The organism is Bradyrhizobium sp. CCGUVB14, from assembly GCF_024199935.1.
Classification (GTDB): domain Bacteria; phylum Pseudomonadota; class Alphaproteobacteria; order Rhizobiales; family Xanthobacteraceae; genus Bradyrhizobium.
This window is the reverse complement of record NZ_JANADS010000001.1, coordinates 6,784,225-6,799,387: the sequence shown is the minus strand read 5'-3', so window position 1 is coordinate 6,799,387 and position 15,163 is coordinate 6,784,225. Positions and strand designations below refer to the sequence as shown.

Below are 15,163 nucleotides of genomic sequence, written 5' to 3'. Positions count from 1 at the left end.
CTAACTTCAAGCTGAGACGATGACCTCAATCCTCACCAACCTGTTCGATGGCGTTGCCTACGGCATGCTGCTGTTCGTGCTGGCCTGCGGGCTCGCGGTTACGCTCGGCCTGATGAACTTCGTCAATCTCGCCCATGGCGCCTTCGCCATGGCCGGCGGCTATGTCTGCATGGTGCTGGTCAACCGGATGGGGTGGCCGTTCTTCGCCGCGCTGCCGCTCGCCTTTGTCTCCGCGGCCGCGATCGGAATTGCGCTCGAGCGTACGCTCTATCGCCACCTCTATGTGCGCAGTCATCTCGACCAGGTGCTGTTCACGATCGGGTTGACGTTCATGTCGGTCGCGGCCGTCGACTACATCCAGGGTTCGTCGCGGGTCTTCATCAACCTGCCGGCCGCGCTGCAGGGCCAGTTCGACCTGTTCGGCGTCGGCATCGGCCGCTACCGGCTGATGATCATCGTGATCTGCGGCCTGCTGACCATTGGTCTCCAGATGGTGCTGGCCAAGACCCGTTTCGGCAGCCGCCTGCGCGCCGCCGTCGATGATCCCCGCGCCGCGAGCGGCCTCGGTATCAACGTGCCGCAGGTGTTCGCCTTCACCTTCGCCTTCGGATGCGGCCTTGCAGGCCTCGGTGGCGCCCTGAGCGCCGAGATCCTCGGCCTCGATCCGTATTTCCCGCTGAAATTCATGATCTACTTCTTGATCGTGGTCACCGTCGGCGGCTCGTCCTCGATCACCGGACCGTTTTTGGCCTCGCTGCTGCTCGGCATCGGCGACGTCGCCGGCAAATATTACGTGCCGAAGATGGGGCCCTTCGTGATCTACACCATGATGATCGTGATCCTGATCTGGCGCCCGAACGGCCTGTTCGGCCGCACGGCCGCGCGTTGAGTTTGCCGATGAACGCTTCTTCCGACGTCGGTTATCACGCCCAACGGCAGGCGCGCTGGCACTATGGCGAGGCTGCCTTCTGGCTCGTCGTGCTCGCGTGCGGCTTCCTGTTTCCCACGCGCTATCTGATCATGACCGACATCCTGCGGCTGGCGCTGTTCGCGATGTCGCTCGATCTGATCCTTGGCTATGCCGGCATCGTCTCGCTCGGCCACGCCGCCTTTTTCGGCGTCGGCGCCTACGCCGCGGGATTGCTGGCGCTGCACGGCATCATCAATGAGCCGGTGCTGGCACTGATCGCGGCGGGTCTCGCCGCGATGGTGCTTGGCTTCGCCACCAGCTTCCTGGTGATCCGCGGCGTCGACCTGACCCGATTGATGGTCACGCTCGGCATCGCGCTGCTGCTGGAGGCGCTCGCCGAGCGTTTCTCCAACGTCACCGGCGGCACCGACGGCCTGCAGGGCATCGAGATGCAGCCGATCCTCGGCGAGATCCCGTTCGACATGTTCGGCAAGGCCGGCTTCTTCTATTCGCTGGCCGTGCTGTTCGTGCTGTTCCTGCTCGCCCGTCGCATCGTGCATTCGCCGTTCGGCCTGTCGTTGCGTGCGATCAAGAACAACCCGCTCCGCGCCGCTGCCATCGGCATTCCCGTCAACCGCCGCCTGATCGCGATCTACACACTCGCGGCGTTCTATGCGGGTATCGCAGGCGCGCTGTTCACCCAGACCACGGCGATCGCTTCGCTCGATGTGTTTGCCTTCGACCGCTCGGCCGATCTGATGCTGGTGCTCGTCATCGGCGGCACCGGCTATCTCTATGGCGGGCTGATCGGCGCGGTGATCTTTCGCATGCTCCAGGAAGTGTTCTCCACCATAACCCCGCAATACTGGCAGTTCTGGATCGGCCTCGTGCTGGTCGTGATCGTGCTGGTCGGCCGCCAGCGTCTGCATCGCTGGGTGCTTTATGTGCCGAATCTGATCATCAAGCAGGTCGCCGGACGAAAAGCCGTCGTCGCCGTGCCGGAGAGCGATTCATGACCATCGCGCTCGAAACCCAGAATCTCGAAAAGACCTTCGGCGGCCTCCGCGTCACCCGCGACCTGTCGCTGAAGATCGAGCAGGGCGCCCGCCATGCGCTGATCGGTCCGAACGGTGCCGGCAAGACCACGGTGATCAATCAGCTCACCGGCGTGCTCAAGCCGAACTCCGGGCGCATCCTGCTCGAAGGCCAGGACATCACCGATCTGCCCGTGCACAAGCGCGTGCTGCGGGGCCTGTCGCGCACCTTCCAGATCAATCAGCTCTATCCTGATCTCACCCCGCTCGAGACCATCGGCCTTGCCGTCTCCGAACGCCTCGGCCATGGCGGCGACTGGTGGCGGCGGATGGGCACGCGGAGCGACGTCAATGACGAGATTGCCGATCTCCTGACGCGCTTCCATCTGCTCGACGTCATGAACGAAGAGACCGTGACGCTGCCCTACGGCAAGCAGCGCCTGCTCGAGATCGCAGTCGCGATCGCCGCCAAGCCGCGGGTGCTGCTGCTCGACGAGCCCGCCGCGGGCGTGCCCGAAAGCGAGCGGCACGACATCCTTGCCGTCGTAGGCAGCCTGCCGCGCGACGTGACCGTGCTCTTGATCGAGCACGACATGGACCTCGTGTTCTCCTTTGCCGACCGTATCTCTGTGCTGGTCTCCGGTGCGCTGCTGACTGAAGGCCCGCCCGACCAGGTCGCGCGCGATCCGCAGGTGAAGGCGGTCTATCTCGGCGAGGAGGCGGTCAATGTCTGACCTGCTCGCGATCGATTCACTTCGCGCCGGCTATGGCGAGGCGGTGGTGCTGCCCAACATGTCGCTGCGCCTTGCCGAGGGGCAGGTGTTGGCGCTGCTCGGGCGTAACGGCACCGGCAAGACCACGTTGATCAATTCCATCGTCGGCGTGACCCGCCGTTTCTCCGGCAACGTCACCCTTGGCGGCACCGACGTCACGACCATGCGGCCGGACCAGCGCGCGCGTGCCGGCATCGGCTGGGTGCCGCAGGAGCGCAACATCTTCCGCTCGCTGACGGTTGAGGAGAACATGACCGCGGTGGCCCAGCCCGGTCCCTGGACCGTCGAGAAGGTCTACGAGATGTTTCCGCGGCTGAAAGAGCGGCGGAGCAATTTCGGCAACCAGCTCTCCGGCGGCGAGCAGCAGATGCTGGCGATCGGCCGCGCGTTAACCCTCAACCCGAAGGTCTTGCTGCTGGACGAGCCGACCGAGGGCCTGGCCCCCATCATTGTCGAGGAACTGCTGAAGGCGATCGGGACCATCACCCGGGCGGGCGGCATCTGCTCGATCATCGTCGAGCAGAACGCGCAAAAGATTCTGGGGCTCGCCGACCGTGTTGTGATATTGGAGCGCGGAACGATCGTCCACGACGCCCCGAGCGCCGCGCTGAAGGCCGACCCTTCGGTCCTGGAGCGCCACCTCGGCGTCGCAGGGGCGGCGGCCCACTAAAAAATTCTTGGGAGTTTAAGAATGCAGCGAACCAAAGCCCCCTTCCGCGCCGACGAGGTCGGCAGCCTCCTGCGCCCCGCCAAGATCAAGGAAGCCCGCGCGAAGCTCGAGAAGGGCGAGATCTCGGCCGACGATCTGCGCAAGATCGAGGACATGGAGATCGAGAAGGTCGTGCACAAGCAGGCCTCGGTCGGCCTCAAGCTCGCGACCGACGGCGAATTCCGCCGCTCCTGGTGGCACTTCGATTTCCTGGCCAAGCTCACCGGCTGCGAAATGTTTCACCCGGACACGGGCATCCAGTTCGCAGGCGTCGAGACGCGGCATGACGCGGTCCGGGTCATCGACAAGCTCGATTTCCCCGATGACCATCCGATGCTGGACCACTTCCGCTTCCTGAAGAAGGTCGCCGACCAGGCCCACGTCACCGCCAAGATGACGATCCCCTCGCCAGCCGTGCTGCACTTCCGTGGCGGCCGCAAGGCGATCTCCAAGGACGTCTATCCCGATCTGGATGCCTTCTACGAGGATCTCGGCAAGACCTACCGCAAGGCCGTCAAGGCGTTCTACGACGCCGGCTGCCGTTACCTGCAGTTCGACGACACCGTCTGGGCCTATCTCTGCTCGCAGGATGAGCTGAAGAAGGCGCGCGAGCGCGGCGACAATCCGGAAGGTCTCCAGCAGATCTACGCGCGCATCATCAACTACGCGCTGGCCGAGAAGCCCGCCGACATGGTGGTGACCACGCATGTCTGCCGCGGCAATTTCCGCTCGACCTGGATTTCGTCCGGCGGCTACGAGCCGGTGGCCGAGACCATGCTCGCCGGTACCAATTACGATGGCTACTTCCTCGAATACGACAGCGACCGCGCCGGCGGCTTCGAGCCGTTGCGCTTCCTGCCCAAGGGCAACAAGGTCGTCGTGGTCGGCGTCATCACCTCGAAGTTTGGCGAGCTCGAGAAGAAGGACGACATCAAGCGTCGTCTCGAAGAAGCCGCCAAGTTTGCTCCGCTTGAGCAGCTCGCGCTGTCGCCCCAGTGCGGCTTTGCCTCGACGGAGGAGGGCAACATCCTCTCCGAGGAGGAGCAGTGGGCCAAGCTCGGCCTGGCGGTCGAGATCGCGAAGGAAGTGTGGGGCAACTGAGCTTCGCGCTGTCCGTCACGTGAGGCTGTAAGGCCTCGCCAATCCCTCGGTGTCGTCCCGGCCTAGTGCGCAATTGCGCACGGGGGGCCGGGACCCATACCCCCAGGGAGAAGTTGCGGCGCGAAGCCGGCAACTACGAGCCCTCGCAAAACTACTTTCGGTGGTTATGGGTCCCGGCCTTCGCCGGGACGACACTGAATTTGATGCGCGGCCATCGCCTCACAGCAACGAGGTCACCCTCACTTCTCCGCCAGATACACCTCGCCCAGCAGCGAGGAATTCGACCACGGCACCTGCTTGTTTTTCGTGCCCGAGACCACCTCGGCCCGCACCCGTGTCAGCATCTGCTGCACTTCCAGGCCGGGCGTGCCGATGTGGCGGGAGAGTGCTGCGGAGAAGGGGGAGTTCGCGCCTTCGCCGTCGAGCGCCACCTGGCCCGGCGCTGTCGCGAATGCGATCAGTGTGCCGGCCCCCAGCGTTGCGCCGGACCCGAGGCTCGACGGTGCCGCGAGGCCTGGCGCGCCCTCGATGCCGCGACTGCCGCCGGTGCTTGCAACCTGTTGCGCCATCGGATTGTTGCGGCAGGCATCGAAGATCAGGATGTTGGTACGAACCTGGTCATCGAGGCCGGCCATGATGGTGTCCATGTCGATCATCGCTTCGGTCATGCTCGCGCCGGGTTTGAGCTCGACGTCGATGGGAATGAGATAGTTGCGGCCGTCGACCTGCACGCCGTGACCGGCATAGTAGACGAGTGCGACCTGCGCCCGCGCCGCATCACGCAAGAACGCGCGCGTCATCTTCTGCATCGCGGCGCGGTCGAGATCGACGCCCTCCGATACGATGAAGCCGATCTCACGCAGGCTCTTGGCGACGGCGCGCGCGTCGTTGGGCGGGTTGGGCAGTGCCTTCACATGGGCATAGGCGCCGTTGCCGATCACGAGCGCCATGCGCCTGCCGGGTGTCGCGGGGGCAGGCGAGGGCGCAGGCGCGGCGTTAGCCTGCTGCTGCGTGGGCGTGGTCTGCTGTTGTCCCGGCGAGGCGGGCGCATCGCGCGGGATCGGGGCAGTCGCGTCCGTCACCAGCGACAGCCTCACTTTTGCGGTGGCCTGATTGGCCTTGCTGCCGGCGTCCGAGGCCACGATCGCGAGCGAGGCGTTGTAGTCATCCTTCGCACGCGCGTAGTCGCCCTTGGCCTCATAGGCCAGCGCGCGATGGGTGTAGGCGGAGATCAGCACGCTGTTCGGCGGCGTCATGATGTTGACCGGCGGCTTGTCCTTGGCGAGCCGGATCGCCTCGCTGCCGTCGGCGATCGCGCGATCGAGATCGTTCCTCGCGCGCCAGATTGCGGTGCGGTTGATCAGCGGCTGCGGCAGCGTCGGATCGAGCCGGATCGCCTGGTTGATGTCGGCGAGCGCGCCGTCGAGGTCGCCGAGCGCCTCCTTCGCGATGCCGCGGTTCTGGAACGAGAATGCCGATTTCGGATCGGCCTTGATCGACATGTCGTAATCGGCGATCGCCTTGGCGTAGTCGCCCTTGCCGCGCCAGGCATTGCCGCGGTTGTGGAAGATGATGCCGCTCGGCGGTCCGAGCTTCAGCGCATCGTCGAAATCCGCGATCGCGATGTCGTAGTCGCCCTTGTCGTAATAGGCCGAGCCCCGCATGTTGTAGACCGCCTGGCTCGGCTGCAGCCGGATCGCTTCGGTGGTATCGGCAATGACCCGGGCGTAGTCGCCCTTCTTGTTCCAGCCCACAGCGCGCCAGAAATAGACGGTCGCGAGCTGCTCGCCCTTGAAAACCTTCAGTGCGATGATCTTGCTGCAGGCGTCGACCATCTGGTCCGCCGGGGTGGTCTCGGTGGTGCAGAGCGGCCCGAGCTGGCTGCGCGACTGCGCGGAGCAGGGCGCCGACCACAACGCGGCGGTGAGCAGGCCGAATGCCAAAAGCAGGCGGCGCATGGGGCTTCGGATGCGGGCGATACGACGGAAGGGGAACATGCCCCTTTTGTCGTCCCTGAGGGAGCGCCGGTTCAGATTCCGTGGGTTGCGAGGGCTGGCCTACTTCTTCGGTTGGCGGGTGCGGACCTCGATGAAGCCGCCGGCCATTTGCACTTCGAATCGCGACAGGAAGCTCATGCCGAGCAGACCATCCACTCCGGCGCCGAAGCTTTTGTCATCCGTCGTCTGAACCGCCACGGGCACGTTGGTTGCTTCCAGCTTGCCGAGCGCAACCTTGTCGGCCCTGGAGAGCTTCGCCTTGATCTGGCCGTTGGCCGTTATGAGCGTGATCTCACTGGCGCCTGTGTCGGAGATCTTGGCGCGGTCGGCAAACGCGGCCTTCACGGACACGTAGCTCGCGCCGGTATCGAGGACGAACAATCCGGAGACGCCGTTGATCGCAGCCTTCACCGTGACGACGTCCCTTCCCCCGCGCAGAGGGAAGCTTTCCTTGCGGGATTCGGTCGAGGCGACGCAGTTGCCCTGGCTCTCGTAGTCCGCGATGATTTTCCGCGTCTGGCTGGTATCGCGAGCGGCCGGATCGAGCGCGACCCATAGACTGATCGGCGCTGTTGCCTCGCAGAACTGTTTGAGAGCGGCATAGGCGCCAGCCATGCGCAGGAAGACGCGGCTCGAGATCGATTTCTTGTCCGTGCCATAGAGCTCGATGGCATCGGAATAATCGGCCAGCGCGCGGCGGTAGTCTTGCACGCCGTCAAGCGCGACGCCCCGCAAGTAATGCGCGTCGTGATTGGTCGGTGCACGCCGGATGAACTCATCGGCGACCTCGACCGCTCGGGGATAATCCGTGAGCTTGAGATAGATGTTGATCGAGCGATGCAGTGCCGTGATCGGCGCGCCGCAATTCATGACGAACTTGTAGAGCCCATCAGCGGCCTGCCGACGGTAGCCGAGCTTGTCCAGCGTCAGTGCGAGATCGCCGATGCTCTTCTGGTCGCACGGCTCGCGCTTCAGCTCTTCCAGGCGCAGCCAGATGAATGGGTCGCGCGCGGCCGCAACGGGCAGGACGCCGATCCTTTCATAGACGGATGCGAACACTTCGTCGGGATTTTCGTCCAGATAACCTGCGCGTGCGCCGCCCGATACTGCCGCCAGAACACAAGCGGCGAGCCACAATGACCTCAACATATCCTGCCCCGAACATCCCCGTTCGCTACGTATACCGGGAAGTGTGGGGGCGGCCAAACGCACGATGGGGGTGTCCCGGAGCGTCGTACGGCCGATCGATCGGCCGTTGAGCAATTTCAGGGGGTATTCCCTCAGTGGGCAGAATTTGCTAGGAGAGCCGTGCCCAACATTCCTGCCCACCGCCGTCCCACTCATGAAAAACGACGAAATCCTGAGCCAAATCACCGAGTTCTGCCGCAAGGCGGACATGGCGGAATCGACGTTTGGCCGGCGGGCGGTGAATGATGGGAAGCTCGTGCACCGGCTGCGCGAGGGCAAGCGCATCACCATCGACACGCTGGAGCGGATCCAGGCCTATATCGCCGCGTCCACGACGGGTGGCCTGCCGCCGCCGCGGGGTCTTCAGGTGCCCCCGGAAAAGCGCGATCCGCGCGGCAATTTCCGCTTCTTCGAGAACCGGCAGAAATATCTGCTGTTTGTCCACACCTGCAGCGAGAAGCGGGTGGTTGCGGAGCGCGTCGCGCTGGAACTCGCCAGCATCCATCCGCGCCCCCCGGCGTTGCGCATTTTCGATGCCGGTGTCGGCGACGGCACGGTGCTGGCACGGGTGCTGCGCGCGACGCACCAGCGCTACCCGCACATGCCGTTCTATGTGGCCGGCAAGGAGCTCAGTCTCGAGGATCTGCGCCTGACGCTGGAGAAGGTGCCGGACCGCATTTTCGAGCATCCGGCGTCGGTTTTCGTCTTCACCAACATGTTCTATTCGGAGGCGCCCTGGCTGACGCCCGCGTCGCCTGCGGCCGCCGCTGCCACCGTCTGGCACGAGGTCCCGCTGCGGGGGGGCTCATCGGGCGAATTCGAGCAGCAGATCGCCGAGCTGCGACCGTTCCTGGAGCAGAACTGGCGTGCCGCGATCAGCCCGCGCACCGCCATGCCGCTGTATGAGCGGCCGGTGGTGCTGGTGCTCTATCGCGAGGACCACCGATTCCTGCTGGATTCGACCATTCCGCGGCCGGGCCAGACCGAGGCCAATTTCGACCTCGTCATTGCATCCCAGCCATACCGGGCGCTGTCCTCGGTCAATTTCCGGGCTAAACGGATCATTGCACCGCTGGCGCGGGCGCTGCGGCCGGGCGGCCGGCTGATCGGTATTCACTCCCATGGTCACGATCCCGGCATGGAAATGATCCAGGCGATCTGGCCCGGAGAAAATCCTTTCTCGGTGAGCCGCCATGAGCTATTGCGCGCCGTGAAGTATGAGCTTGGGTCGTTGGGCCGCGACTTAAATTTTAATGCTTACGCGGATAACCGTTCGATCTTCAGGTATGATATGGAAGCGCTGCCCAACGAGGTGACGGGTACCATCGGAACCTCGACGGCCTTTGCAGCGTGGAATGCGGCGGTGTATGTCGCTCAGATTGAGGACGACCGGTTGACAGATATGACTCAAAACGGCCGCACTCTGGATGCCGCCAGGGATGTGCTGCGAAAGTACAACGGGCTCTGGTTTCTCGACGAATCCTACGTCATCTCGCGCCGGCGTGATTGACATAATCCAAGGGTAAACATCGCAAACTCCGCCTGAAGCGGCGGAACAAGGGGTTACTGATGCGCGCGTCCTATCTTTTCACCAGCGAGTCCGTGTCCGAAGGCCATCCGGACAAGGTCTGTGACCGGATTTCCGATGAAATCGTCGACCTGTTCTACCGGGAAGGGCCGAAGGCCGGCATCGATCCCTGGCAGATCCGCGCCGCCTGCGAGACGCTGGCCACCACCAACAAGGTGGTGATCGCCGGTGAGACGCGCGGTCCGTCGTCCGTCACCAACGAGCAGATCGAGGGCGTCGTGCGCGATGCCATCAAGGACATCGGTTACGAGCAGGACGGCTTCCACTGGCAGAAGGCCGACATCGAAATCCTGCTGCATCCGCAGTCGGCCGACATCGCTCAGGGCGTCGACGCGCTGCAGCCGGGCGAAGTCAAGGAAGAGGGCGCGGGCGACCAGGGCATCATGTTCGGTTACGCCACCAACGAGACGCCCGACCTGATGCCGGCGCCGATCTTCTACGCCCACAAGATCCTGCGCCTCATCTCCGAAGCGCGCCACTCCGGCAAGGAGAAGGTGCTGGGTCCGGACTCCAAGAGCCAGGTCACCGTGCAGTACGAGAACGGCAAGCCGGTCGGCGTGCGCGAGATCGTGGTGTCGCACCAGCATCTGGTCGAGGACATCTCGTCGAAGCAGATCCGCGACATCGTCGAGCCCTATGTGCGCGAGGCGCTGCCGAAGGACTGGATCACGCCGAAGACCATCTGGCACATCAACCCCACCGGCAAGTTCTTCATCGGCGGTCCCGATGGTGACTCGGGCCTGACCGGCCGCAAGATCATCGTCGACACCTACGGCGGTGCGGCTCCGCATGGCGGCGGCGCGTTCTCCGGCAAGGATCCGACCAAGGTCGACCGCTCCGCGGCTTACGCTGCCCGCTACGTCGCCAAGAACATCGTCGCCGCCGGTCTTGCCGATCGCTGCACGCTGCAGCTCGCCTACGCCATCGGCGTCGCGCGTCCGCTGTCGATCTACATCGACACCCACGGCACCGGTAAGGTGTCGGAGGACCAGCTCGAGAAGGCCGCCGCCAAGGCGATGGACCTCACCCCGCGCGGCATCCGCAGCCATCTCGATCTCAACCGTCCGATCTACGCGCGCACCTCGGCTTACGGCCATTTCGGCCGCACGCCCGACAACGAGGGCGGCTTCTCCTGGGAGAAGACCGATCTCGTCGAAGCGCTCAAGCGCGCGGTCTAATTTTTGTACGTCATTCCGGGTTCGCACGAATCCGGAATCCTTAATCCTCACGTCGCGATTCCGGGGCTCCTCTTGGAGGCGTCCCGGAATGCCCGTTCAACAACAGGACACTCGCAATGAACGCGAAGCCCGGCTTCACCGATTACATCGTCAAGGACATCTCGCTCGCCGATTTCGGCCGCAAGGAACTCTCGCTCGCCGAGACCGAGATGCCCGGCCTGATGGCCACCCGCGAAGAGTACGGCCCGAAGCAGCCGCTGAAGGGCGCGCGTATCGCCGGCTCCCTGCACATGACCATCCAGACCGGCGTGCTGATCGAGACGCTGGCAGCGCTCGGCGCCGACATTCGCTGGGTCTCCTGCAACATCTATTCGACGCAGGATCACGCTGCGGCGGCGATCGCGGCCGCCGGCATTCCGGTGTTCGCGGTCAAGGGCGAGACGCTGAAGGATTACTGGGATTACACCGCAAAACTGTTCGACTGGCACGGCGGCGGTCACCCGAACATGATCCTCGATGACGGCGGCGACGCCACCATGTACGTCCATCTCGGTCTGCGTGCCGAGAAGGGCGACACGGCGTTCCTCGACAAGCCCGGTTCGGAAGAAGAGGAAGTCTTCTTCGCGCTTCTGAAGAAGCAGCTCAAGGAAAAGCCGAAGGGCTACTTCGCCGCGATCGCCGAGAGCATCAAGGGCGTTTCGGAAGAGACCACCACGGGCGTGCATCGTCTCTACGACATGCAGAAGGCGGGCACGCTGCTGTGGCCGGCGATCAACGTCAACGACAGCGTCACCAAGTCGAAGTTCGACAACCTCTATGGCTGCCGTGAATCGCTGGTCGACGGCATCCGCCGCGGCACCGACGTCATGATGTCGGGCAAGGTCGCGATGGTCGCGGGCTTCGGCGACGTCGGCAAGGGTTCGGCCGCCTCGCTGCGCCAGGCCGGCTGCCGCGTGATGGTGTCCGAAGTCGATCCGATCTGCGCGCTGCAGGCGGCGATGGAAGGCTATGAGGTCGTGACCATGGAAGACGCCGCGCCCCGCGCCGACATCTTCGTCACCGCGACCGGCAACAAGGACATCATCACCATCGAGCACATGCGTGCGATGAAGGATCGCGCCATCGTCTGCAACATCGGCCACTTCGACAACGAGATCCAGATTGCGGGTCTGCGTAACCTGAAGTGGACCAACATCAAGCCACAGGTCGACGAGATCGAATTCCCCGACAAGCACCGCATCATCATGCTGTCGGAGGGTCGCCTCGTGAACCTCGGCAACGCAATGGGCCACCCGTCCTTCGTGATGTCGGCGTCCTTCACCAACCAGACGCTGGCGCAGATCGAGCTGTACGCCAACAACAAGGATGGCAAGTACAAGAAGGAAGTCTACGTGCTGCCGAAGTCGCTCGACGAGAAGGTCGCGCGCCTCCACCTCGCCAAGATCGGCGTCAAGCTCACCGAGCTCCGCAAGGACCAGGCCGACTATATCGGCGTGAAGCAGGAAGGTCCGTACAAGAGCGACCACTACCGCTACTGATTCGCTGATTACAGAGATCAACGACGCAAAGCCCCGGAGCGATCCGGGGCTTTGTTGTTTCGGCGCATGGAATTCAACTCGCTTTCCAGTTGCTGCACAGCTGATTGCCAATTGACGGCCACGATTGGCGGGCGGACAATCCTCCCCTGCGGAGGAAACCATGCAACAAGAACATTTCGACGTGCTGATCGTCGGTGCCGGCCTGTCCGGCATTGGCGCGGGCTATCATCTGCAGACCAAGTGCCCGGGTAAGAGCTACGTCATTCTCGAGGGGCGCGACTGCATTGGCGGTACCTGGGACCTGTTTCGCTATCCCGGCATCCGCTCCGACAGCGACATGTTCACGCTCGGTTATTCCTTCAAGCCGTGGACCGATCCGAAGGCGATCGCCGACGGGCCGCAGATCCTGAATTACGTGCGCGAGACCGCGACCGAAAACGGTATCGAGAAGCACATCCGCTTCCGCCATCGCGTCAAGCGCGCGGCCTGGTCGACGCCGGAGGCGCGCTGGACCGTCGAGGCCGAACGTATCACGGGCGAGGGGGCGACCGAGCTGGTGCGCTTCACCTGCAATTTCCTGTTCATGTGCTCCGGCTATTACAAATACGAGGCGGGCTATACGCCGGAGTTCAAGGGCGTCGCCGATTTTGCCGGCCGCATCGTGCATCCGCAGAAATGGACCGAGGACATCGACTATGCGGGCAAGCGCGTCGTCGTGATCGGCTCGGGCGCGACCGCGGTAACACTGGTGCCGGAGCTCGCCAAGAAAGCGGCGCAGGTCACTATGCTGCAGCGCTCGCCGACCTATGTGGTGTCGCGTCCCGCCCAAGATCCCGTCGCCAACAAGTTGCGCCGCAATCTGCCGGCGCGGCTGGCCTATCATTTGATCCGCTGGCGCAATGTGATGTGGGGAATGTTCTTCTTCCAGCTCAGCCGGCGGCGGCCGGACAAGGTGAAGAACCTGATCCTCGGTGGCGTACGGATGGCGCTCGGCCCCGACTACGACATCGCAACCCATTTCACGCCGCGCTACAACCCCTGGGACCAGCGGCTCTGCCTCGTGCCCGACGGCGATCTGTTCAAGGCGATCCGCGAAAAGCGCGCCGCCGTGGTCACCAACGAGATCGACAGCTTTACCCACGACGGCATCAGGCTGAAGGACGGCAGCGAGCTTGCGGCCGACATCATCGTGACGGCGACGGGGCTGGTGCTCCAGGTCGTCGGCGGCCTGGATGTCAGCGTCGATGGTCGTGCCGTCGATTTCGCCAACACGCTGACCTACAAGGGCATGATGTATGCCGACGTGCCGAACATGGCGTCGGCCTTCGGCTACACCAACGCGTCCTGGACGCTGAAATGCGATCTCACCTGCGAATATGTCTGCCGTCTCATCAACTACATGGACCGGCATAATTTCCGCCAGGCCATGCCGCACAATGACGACCCCGAGATCACCGCGCAGCCTTCGCTCGACTTCACCTCGGGCTATGTGCGGCGTTCGGTCGCCAAGATGCCGAAACAAGGCTCGAAGCAGCCATGGCGGTTGTACCAGAACTATGCGCTGGACATCGTCTCGTTGCGCTTCGGCCGCATCGACGACGGCGTGATGCGATATTCCTGATCACGCCGCCGCTTTTATGCCTTGCGCGTGGTGAGCGCGAGGCCAAGGTCGATCGCGAGCGCCAGCACCGCGGCACCGCCGCCGAGCGCGAACAGAACCAGATAGTCGCCGCCGGTGTTCGCATAGATCCAGGAGAAGCCGTAAGCCGCGGCAGCCTGGAATAGCGCAAAGCTGGTGGTGGCGTGGCTCCATGTCGCGCGCTGCTGCTCGCTCGAGTGCGGGACAAGCTCATGGATGCGTCCGAGCACCAGTGGCACGATGCCCGGCGTGAAACCGCCGACCACGATGCTCGACACGATCAGTGACGCCGGCGCGGTGCTGACGGTCGGGAGCAACACGGCGGCCGCCTCGATCAAAAAGGCCGCGCGCAACGCCGGGCCGAAGCCGGATCGATCACCGAGATGACCGGTGACGAGCGGGCCGACGATGGCGCCGAGGCCGTAGAGCACCCAATAGCGCGATCCGGCCGCAATGCCCTGGCCGAGACCGCGCGCCACGAAATCCACGATGAAAACCATGTGCGGCACCAGCGCCACCGCGTTGAGCCCGTACTGGATCAGCAGCGCACGGGCCGCAGTCGGCGTGCGATGGTGCTTTGCTTGATGCGCGGGCGAAGCGCCAGTCGTAGTGTCCGCAGGCCAATTCCACCAGCTCGCGAGCGTCAGCACGGCCGAGAGGACGCCAAGGCCAACCCAGCTCTGCTGCAGGCCTTGTTGCAGCAGCAGGGGCACCAGCGTGCCCGATGCCGCGACACCGAGACCGACGCCCGCAAAGATCACGCCGCCGACGATGCCGCGCCGGGCGGGCGAGGTGTGCGGCAGAATGACGGACGCCGCCAGCACCATGATGATTCCGCCGGTGAGCCCGGAGAGGAATCGCCAGGCGAAGAACCAGGTGAAGGACACAGGCGCGGAGCTCGCAAAGAACGAGAGGGTCGCCAGCACCATCATCGCCCGCAGCGCGCGAACTGCGCCAACGCGCGCCGCGACAGATCGCGCGGCGAGCGCGCCCGCGAGATAGCCGGCGAGGTTCGCCGCGCCGAGATAGACGACGTCGGACGCGCTGAACCACTTCGCGGCAATCAGCGCCGGGATCAGCGGCGTGTAGGAGAAGCGGGCGAGGCCAAGCCCGACCAGCGATGCGGACAGTCCTGCCACCGCATAGCGCCAGGTTCGTTGTGATTCTGATCCCGGCTGCGGGTGCAGCCGGGTCTCGATGTGTTGCTTCGTGTTTGCGTTGGTCATGGCATCCTCCTGCGCACGATGGCGCGCGCGGATCATCCTGTCTGGCTCGCGCGACGCCGCCGGAATTCCGGCACGGGCAGGCCGCCCCAGCCCCAATTGTCGGTGTCGACTTCCTCGATCACGACGAAGGTGGAATCGAGCGGCTTGCCGAGAACGTCGCGCAACAGCTCGCTCGAGCCCTTGATCAACGCGGCTTTCTCCTCCGCCGTGAGCGACGCCGTTCCCGACGTCGTCCCTTCTCGGGTCACTTGAATGGTGACGATGGGCATGGTGCTGCTCCGC

At 64.2% G+C, this 15,163-nt stretch carries 13 protein-coding genes; 9 read left to right on the top strand and 4 right to left on the bottom strand.

All coding sequences use genetic code 11. From position 1 onward, the window contains the following. Nucleotides 1–19: 19 nt before the first annotated feature. Genes NLM32_RS31960 through NLM32_RS31940 form a run of 5 tightly spaced genes read left to right on the top strand, consistent with a single transcriptional unit; the run spans nt 20 to nt 4,527 of the window. A complete protein-coding gene (locus NLM32_RS31960; protein ID WP_254132705.1) occupies nt 20–889 on the top strand; it encodes a branched-chain amino acid ABC transporter permease in 870 nt (289 codons plus the stop codon). Nucleotides 890–897: 8 nt separating this feature from the next. Next, nucleotides 898–1,926, top strand: coding sequence for a branched-chain amino acid ABC transporter permease (locus NLM32_RS31955; protein ID WP_254132704.1), 1,029 nt, complete (start codon nt 898–900; stop codon nt 1,924–1,926). After that, complete coding sequence (locus NLM32_RS31950) at nt 1,923–2,678, top strand: ABC transporter ATP-binding protein (protein WP_254132703.1); 756 nt, start codon at nt 1,923–1,925, stop codon at nt 2,676–2,678. Before NLM32_RS31955 ends, NLM32_RS31950 begins: the two co-directional genes overlap by 4 nt. Then, the gene (locus NLM32_RS31945) at nt 2,671–3,387 is read left to right on the top strand and encodes an ABC transporter ATP-binding protein (RefSeq protein ID WP_148775284.1); all 717 of its coding nucleotides are present in this window, start codon (nt 2,671–2,673) and stop codon (nt 3,385–3,387) included. The genes NLM32_RS31950 and NLM32_RS31945 overlap by 8 nt, the downstream gene beginning before the upstream one ends. 21 nt (nt 3,388–3,408) lie before the next feature. Further along, on the top strand, nt 3,409–4,527 hold the full coding sequence (locus tag NLM32_RS31940; protein ID WP_254132702.1) for a cobalamin-independent methionine synthase II family protein: 1,119 nt from the start codon (nt 3,409–3,411) through the stop codon (nt 4,525–4,527). A gap of 239 nt (nt 4,528–4,766) precedes the next feature. Here the strand turns inward: NLM32_RS31940 and NLM32_RS31935 are convergent, their stop codons facing one another. Both NLM32_RS31935 and NLM32_RS31930 read right to left on the bottom strand, forming a co-directional pair. Further along, nucleotides 4,767–6,485, bottom strand: a complete 1,719-nt coding sequence (locus tag NLM32_RS31935; protein WP_254132701.1) for a caspase family protein — start codon at nt 6,483–6,485, stop codon at nt 4,767–4,769. Nucleotides 6,486–6,584: 99 nt separating this feature from the next. Continuing rightward, a complete protein-coding gene (locus NLM32_RS31930) occupies nt 6,585–7,922 on the bottom strand; it encodes a retroviral-like aspartic protease family protein (protein ID WP_254132700.1) in 1,338 nt (445 codons plus the stop codon). Between NLM32_RS31930 and NLM32_RS31925 the strand changes: the two genes are divergently transcribed. The 4 genes from NLM32_RS31925 (at nt 7,867) to NLM32_RS31910 (ending at nt 13,637) form a co-directional block, all read left to right on the top strand. Further along, complete coding sequence (locus NLM32_RS31925) at nt 7,867–9,222, top strand: hypothetical protein (RefSeq protein WP_254135466.1); 1,356 nt, start codon at nt 7,867–7,869, stop codon at nt 9,220–9,222. The genes NLM32_RS31930 and NLM32_RS31925 overlap by 56 nt on opposite strands. A gap of 59 nt (nt 9,223–9,281) precedes the next feature. Continuing rightward, the gene (gene metK / locus NLM32_RS31920; RefSeq protein ID WP_254132699.1) at nt 9,282–10,478 is read left to right on the top strand and encodes a methionine adenosyltransferase; all 1,197 of its coding nucleotides are present in this window, start codon (nt 9,282–9,284) and stop codon (nt 10,476–10,478) included. A gap of 116 nt (nt 10,479–10,594) precedes the next feature. Then, a complete protein-coding gene (ahcY, locus tag NLM32_RS31915) occupies nt 10,595–12,016 on the top strand; it encodes an adenosylhomocysteinase (RefSeq protein ID WP_254132698.1) in 1,422 nt (473 codons plus the stop codon). Nucleotides 12,017–12,176: 160 nt separating this feature from the next. After that, nucleotides 12,177–13,637 (top strand): NAD(P)/FAD-dependent oxidoreductase, encoded by a 1,461-nt coding sequence (locus NLM32_RS31910; protein ID WP_254132697.1) that lies wholly within the window; start codon nt 12,177–12,179, stop codon nt 13,635–13,637. A 14-nt stretch (nt 13,638–13,651) separates the two neighbouring features. On the opposite strand, the gene NLM32_RS31905 is transcribed toward NLM32_RS31910, so the two are convergent. Next, a complete protein-coding gene (locus NLM32_RS31905; RefSeq protein ID WP_254132696.1) occupies nt 13,652–14,881 on the bottom strand; it encodes an MFS transporter in 1,230 nt (409 codons plus the stop codon). 32 nt (nt 14,882–14,913) lie between these two features. Beyond that, nucleotides 14,914–15,150, bottom strand: a complete 237-nt coding sequence (locus tag NLM32_RS31900) for a 4-oxalocrotonate tautomerase family protein (RefSeq protein ID WP_254132695.1) — start codon at nt 15,148–15,150, stop codon at nt 14,914–14,916. Between the last annotated feature and the right edge of the window lie 13 nt (nt 15,151–15,163).

Coding starts and splice junctions, on each gene's coding strand:
- NLM32_RS31960 (WP_254132705.1), top strand. CDS start 20: ATGACCTCAATCCTCACCAACCTGTTCGATGGCGTTGCCTACGGCATG.
- NLM32_RS31955 (WP_254132704.1), top strand. CDS start 898: ATGAACGCTTCTTCCGACGTCGGTTATCACGCCCAACGGCAGGCGCGC.
- NLM32_RS31950 (WP_254132703.1), top strand. CDS start 1,923: ATGACCATCGCGCTCGAAACCCAGAATCTCGAAAAGACCTTCGGCGGC.
- NLM32_RS31945 (WP_148775284.1), top strand. CDS start 2,671: ATGTCTGACCTGCTCGCGATCGATTCACTTCGCGCCGGCTATGGCGAG.
- NLM32_RS31940 (WP_254132702.1), top strand. CDS start 3,409: ATGCAGCGAACCAAAGCCCCCTTCCGCGCCGACGAGGTCGGCAGCCTC.
- NLM32_RS31935 (WP_254132701.1), bottom strand. CDS start 6,485: ATGCGCCGCCTGCTTTTGGCATTCGGCCTGCTCACCGCCGCGTTGTGG.
- NLM32_RS31925 (WP_254135466.1), top strand. CDS start 7,867: ATGAAAAACGACGAAATCCTGAGCCAAATCACCGAGTTCTGCCGCAAG.
- NLM32_RS31930 (WP_254132700.1), bottom strand. CDS start 7,922: ATGTCCGCCTTGCGGCAGAACTCGGTGATTTGGCTCAGGATTTCGTCG.
- metK (WP_254132699.1), top strand. CDS start 9,282: ATGCGCGCGTCCTATCTTTTCACCAGCGAGTCCGTGTCCGAAGGCCAT.
- ahcY (WP_254132698.1), top strand. CDS start 10,595: ATGAACGCGAAGCCCGGCTTCACCGATTACATCGTCAAGGACATCTCG.
- NLM32_RS31910 (WP_254132697.1), top strand. CDS start 12,177: ATGCAACAAGAACATTTCGACGTGCTGATCGTCGGTGCCGGCCTGTCC.
- NLM32_RS31905 (WP_254132696.1), bottom strand. CDS start 14,881: ATGACCAACGCAAACACGAAGCAACACATCGAGACCCGGCTGCACCCG.
- NLM32_RS31900 (WP_254132695.1), bottom strand. CDS start 15,150: ATGCCCATCGTCACCATTCAAGTGACCCGAGAAGGGACGACGTCGGGA.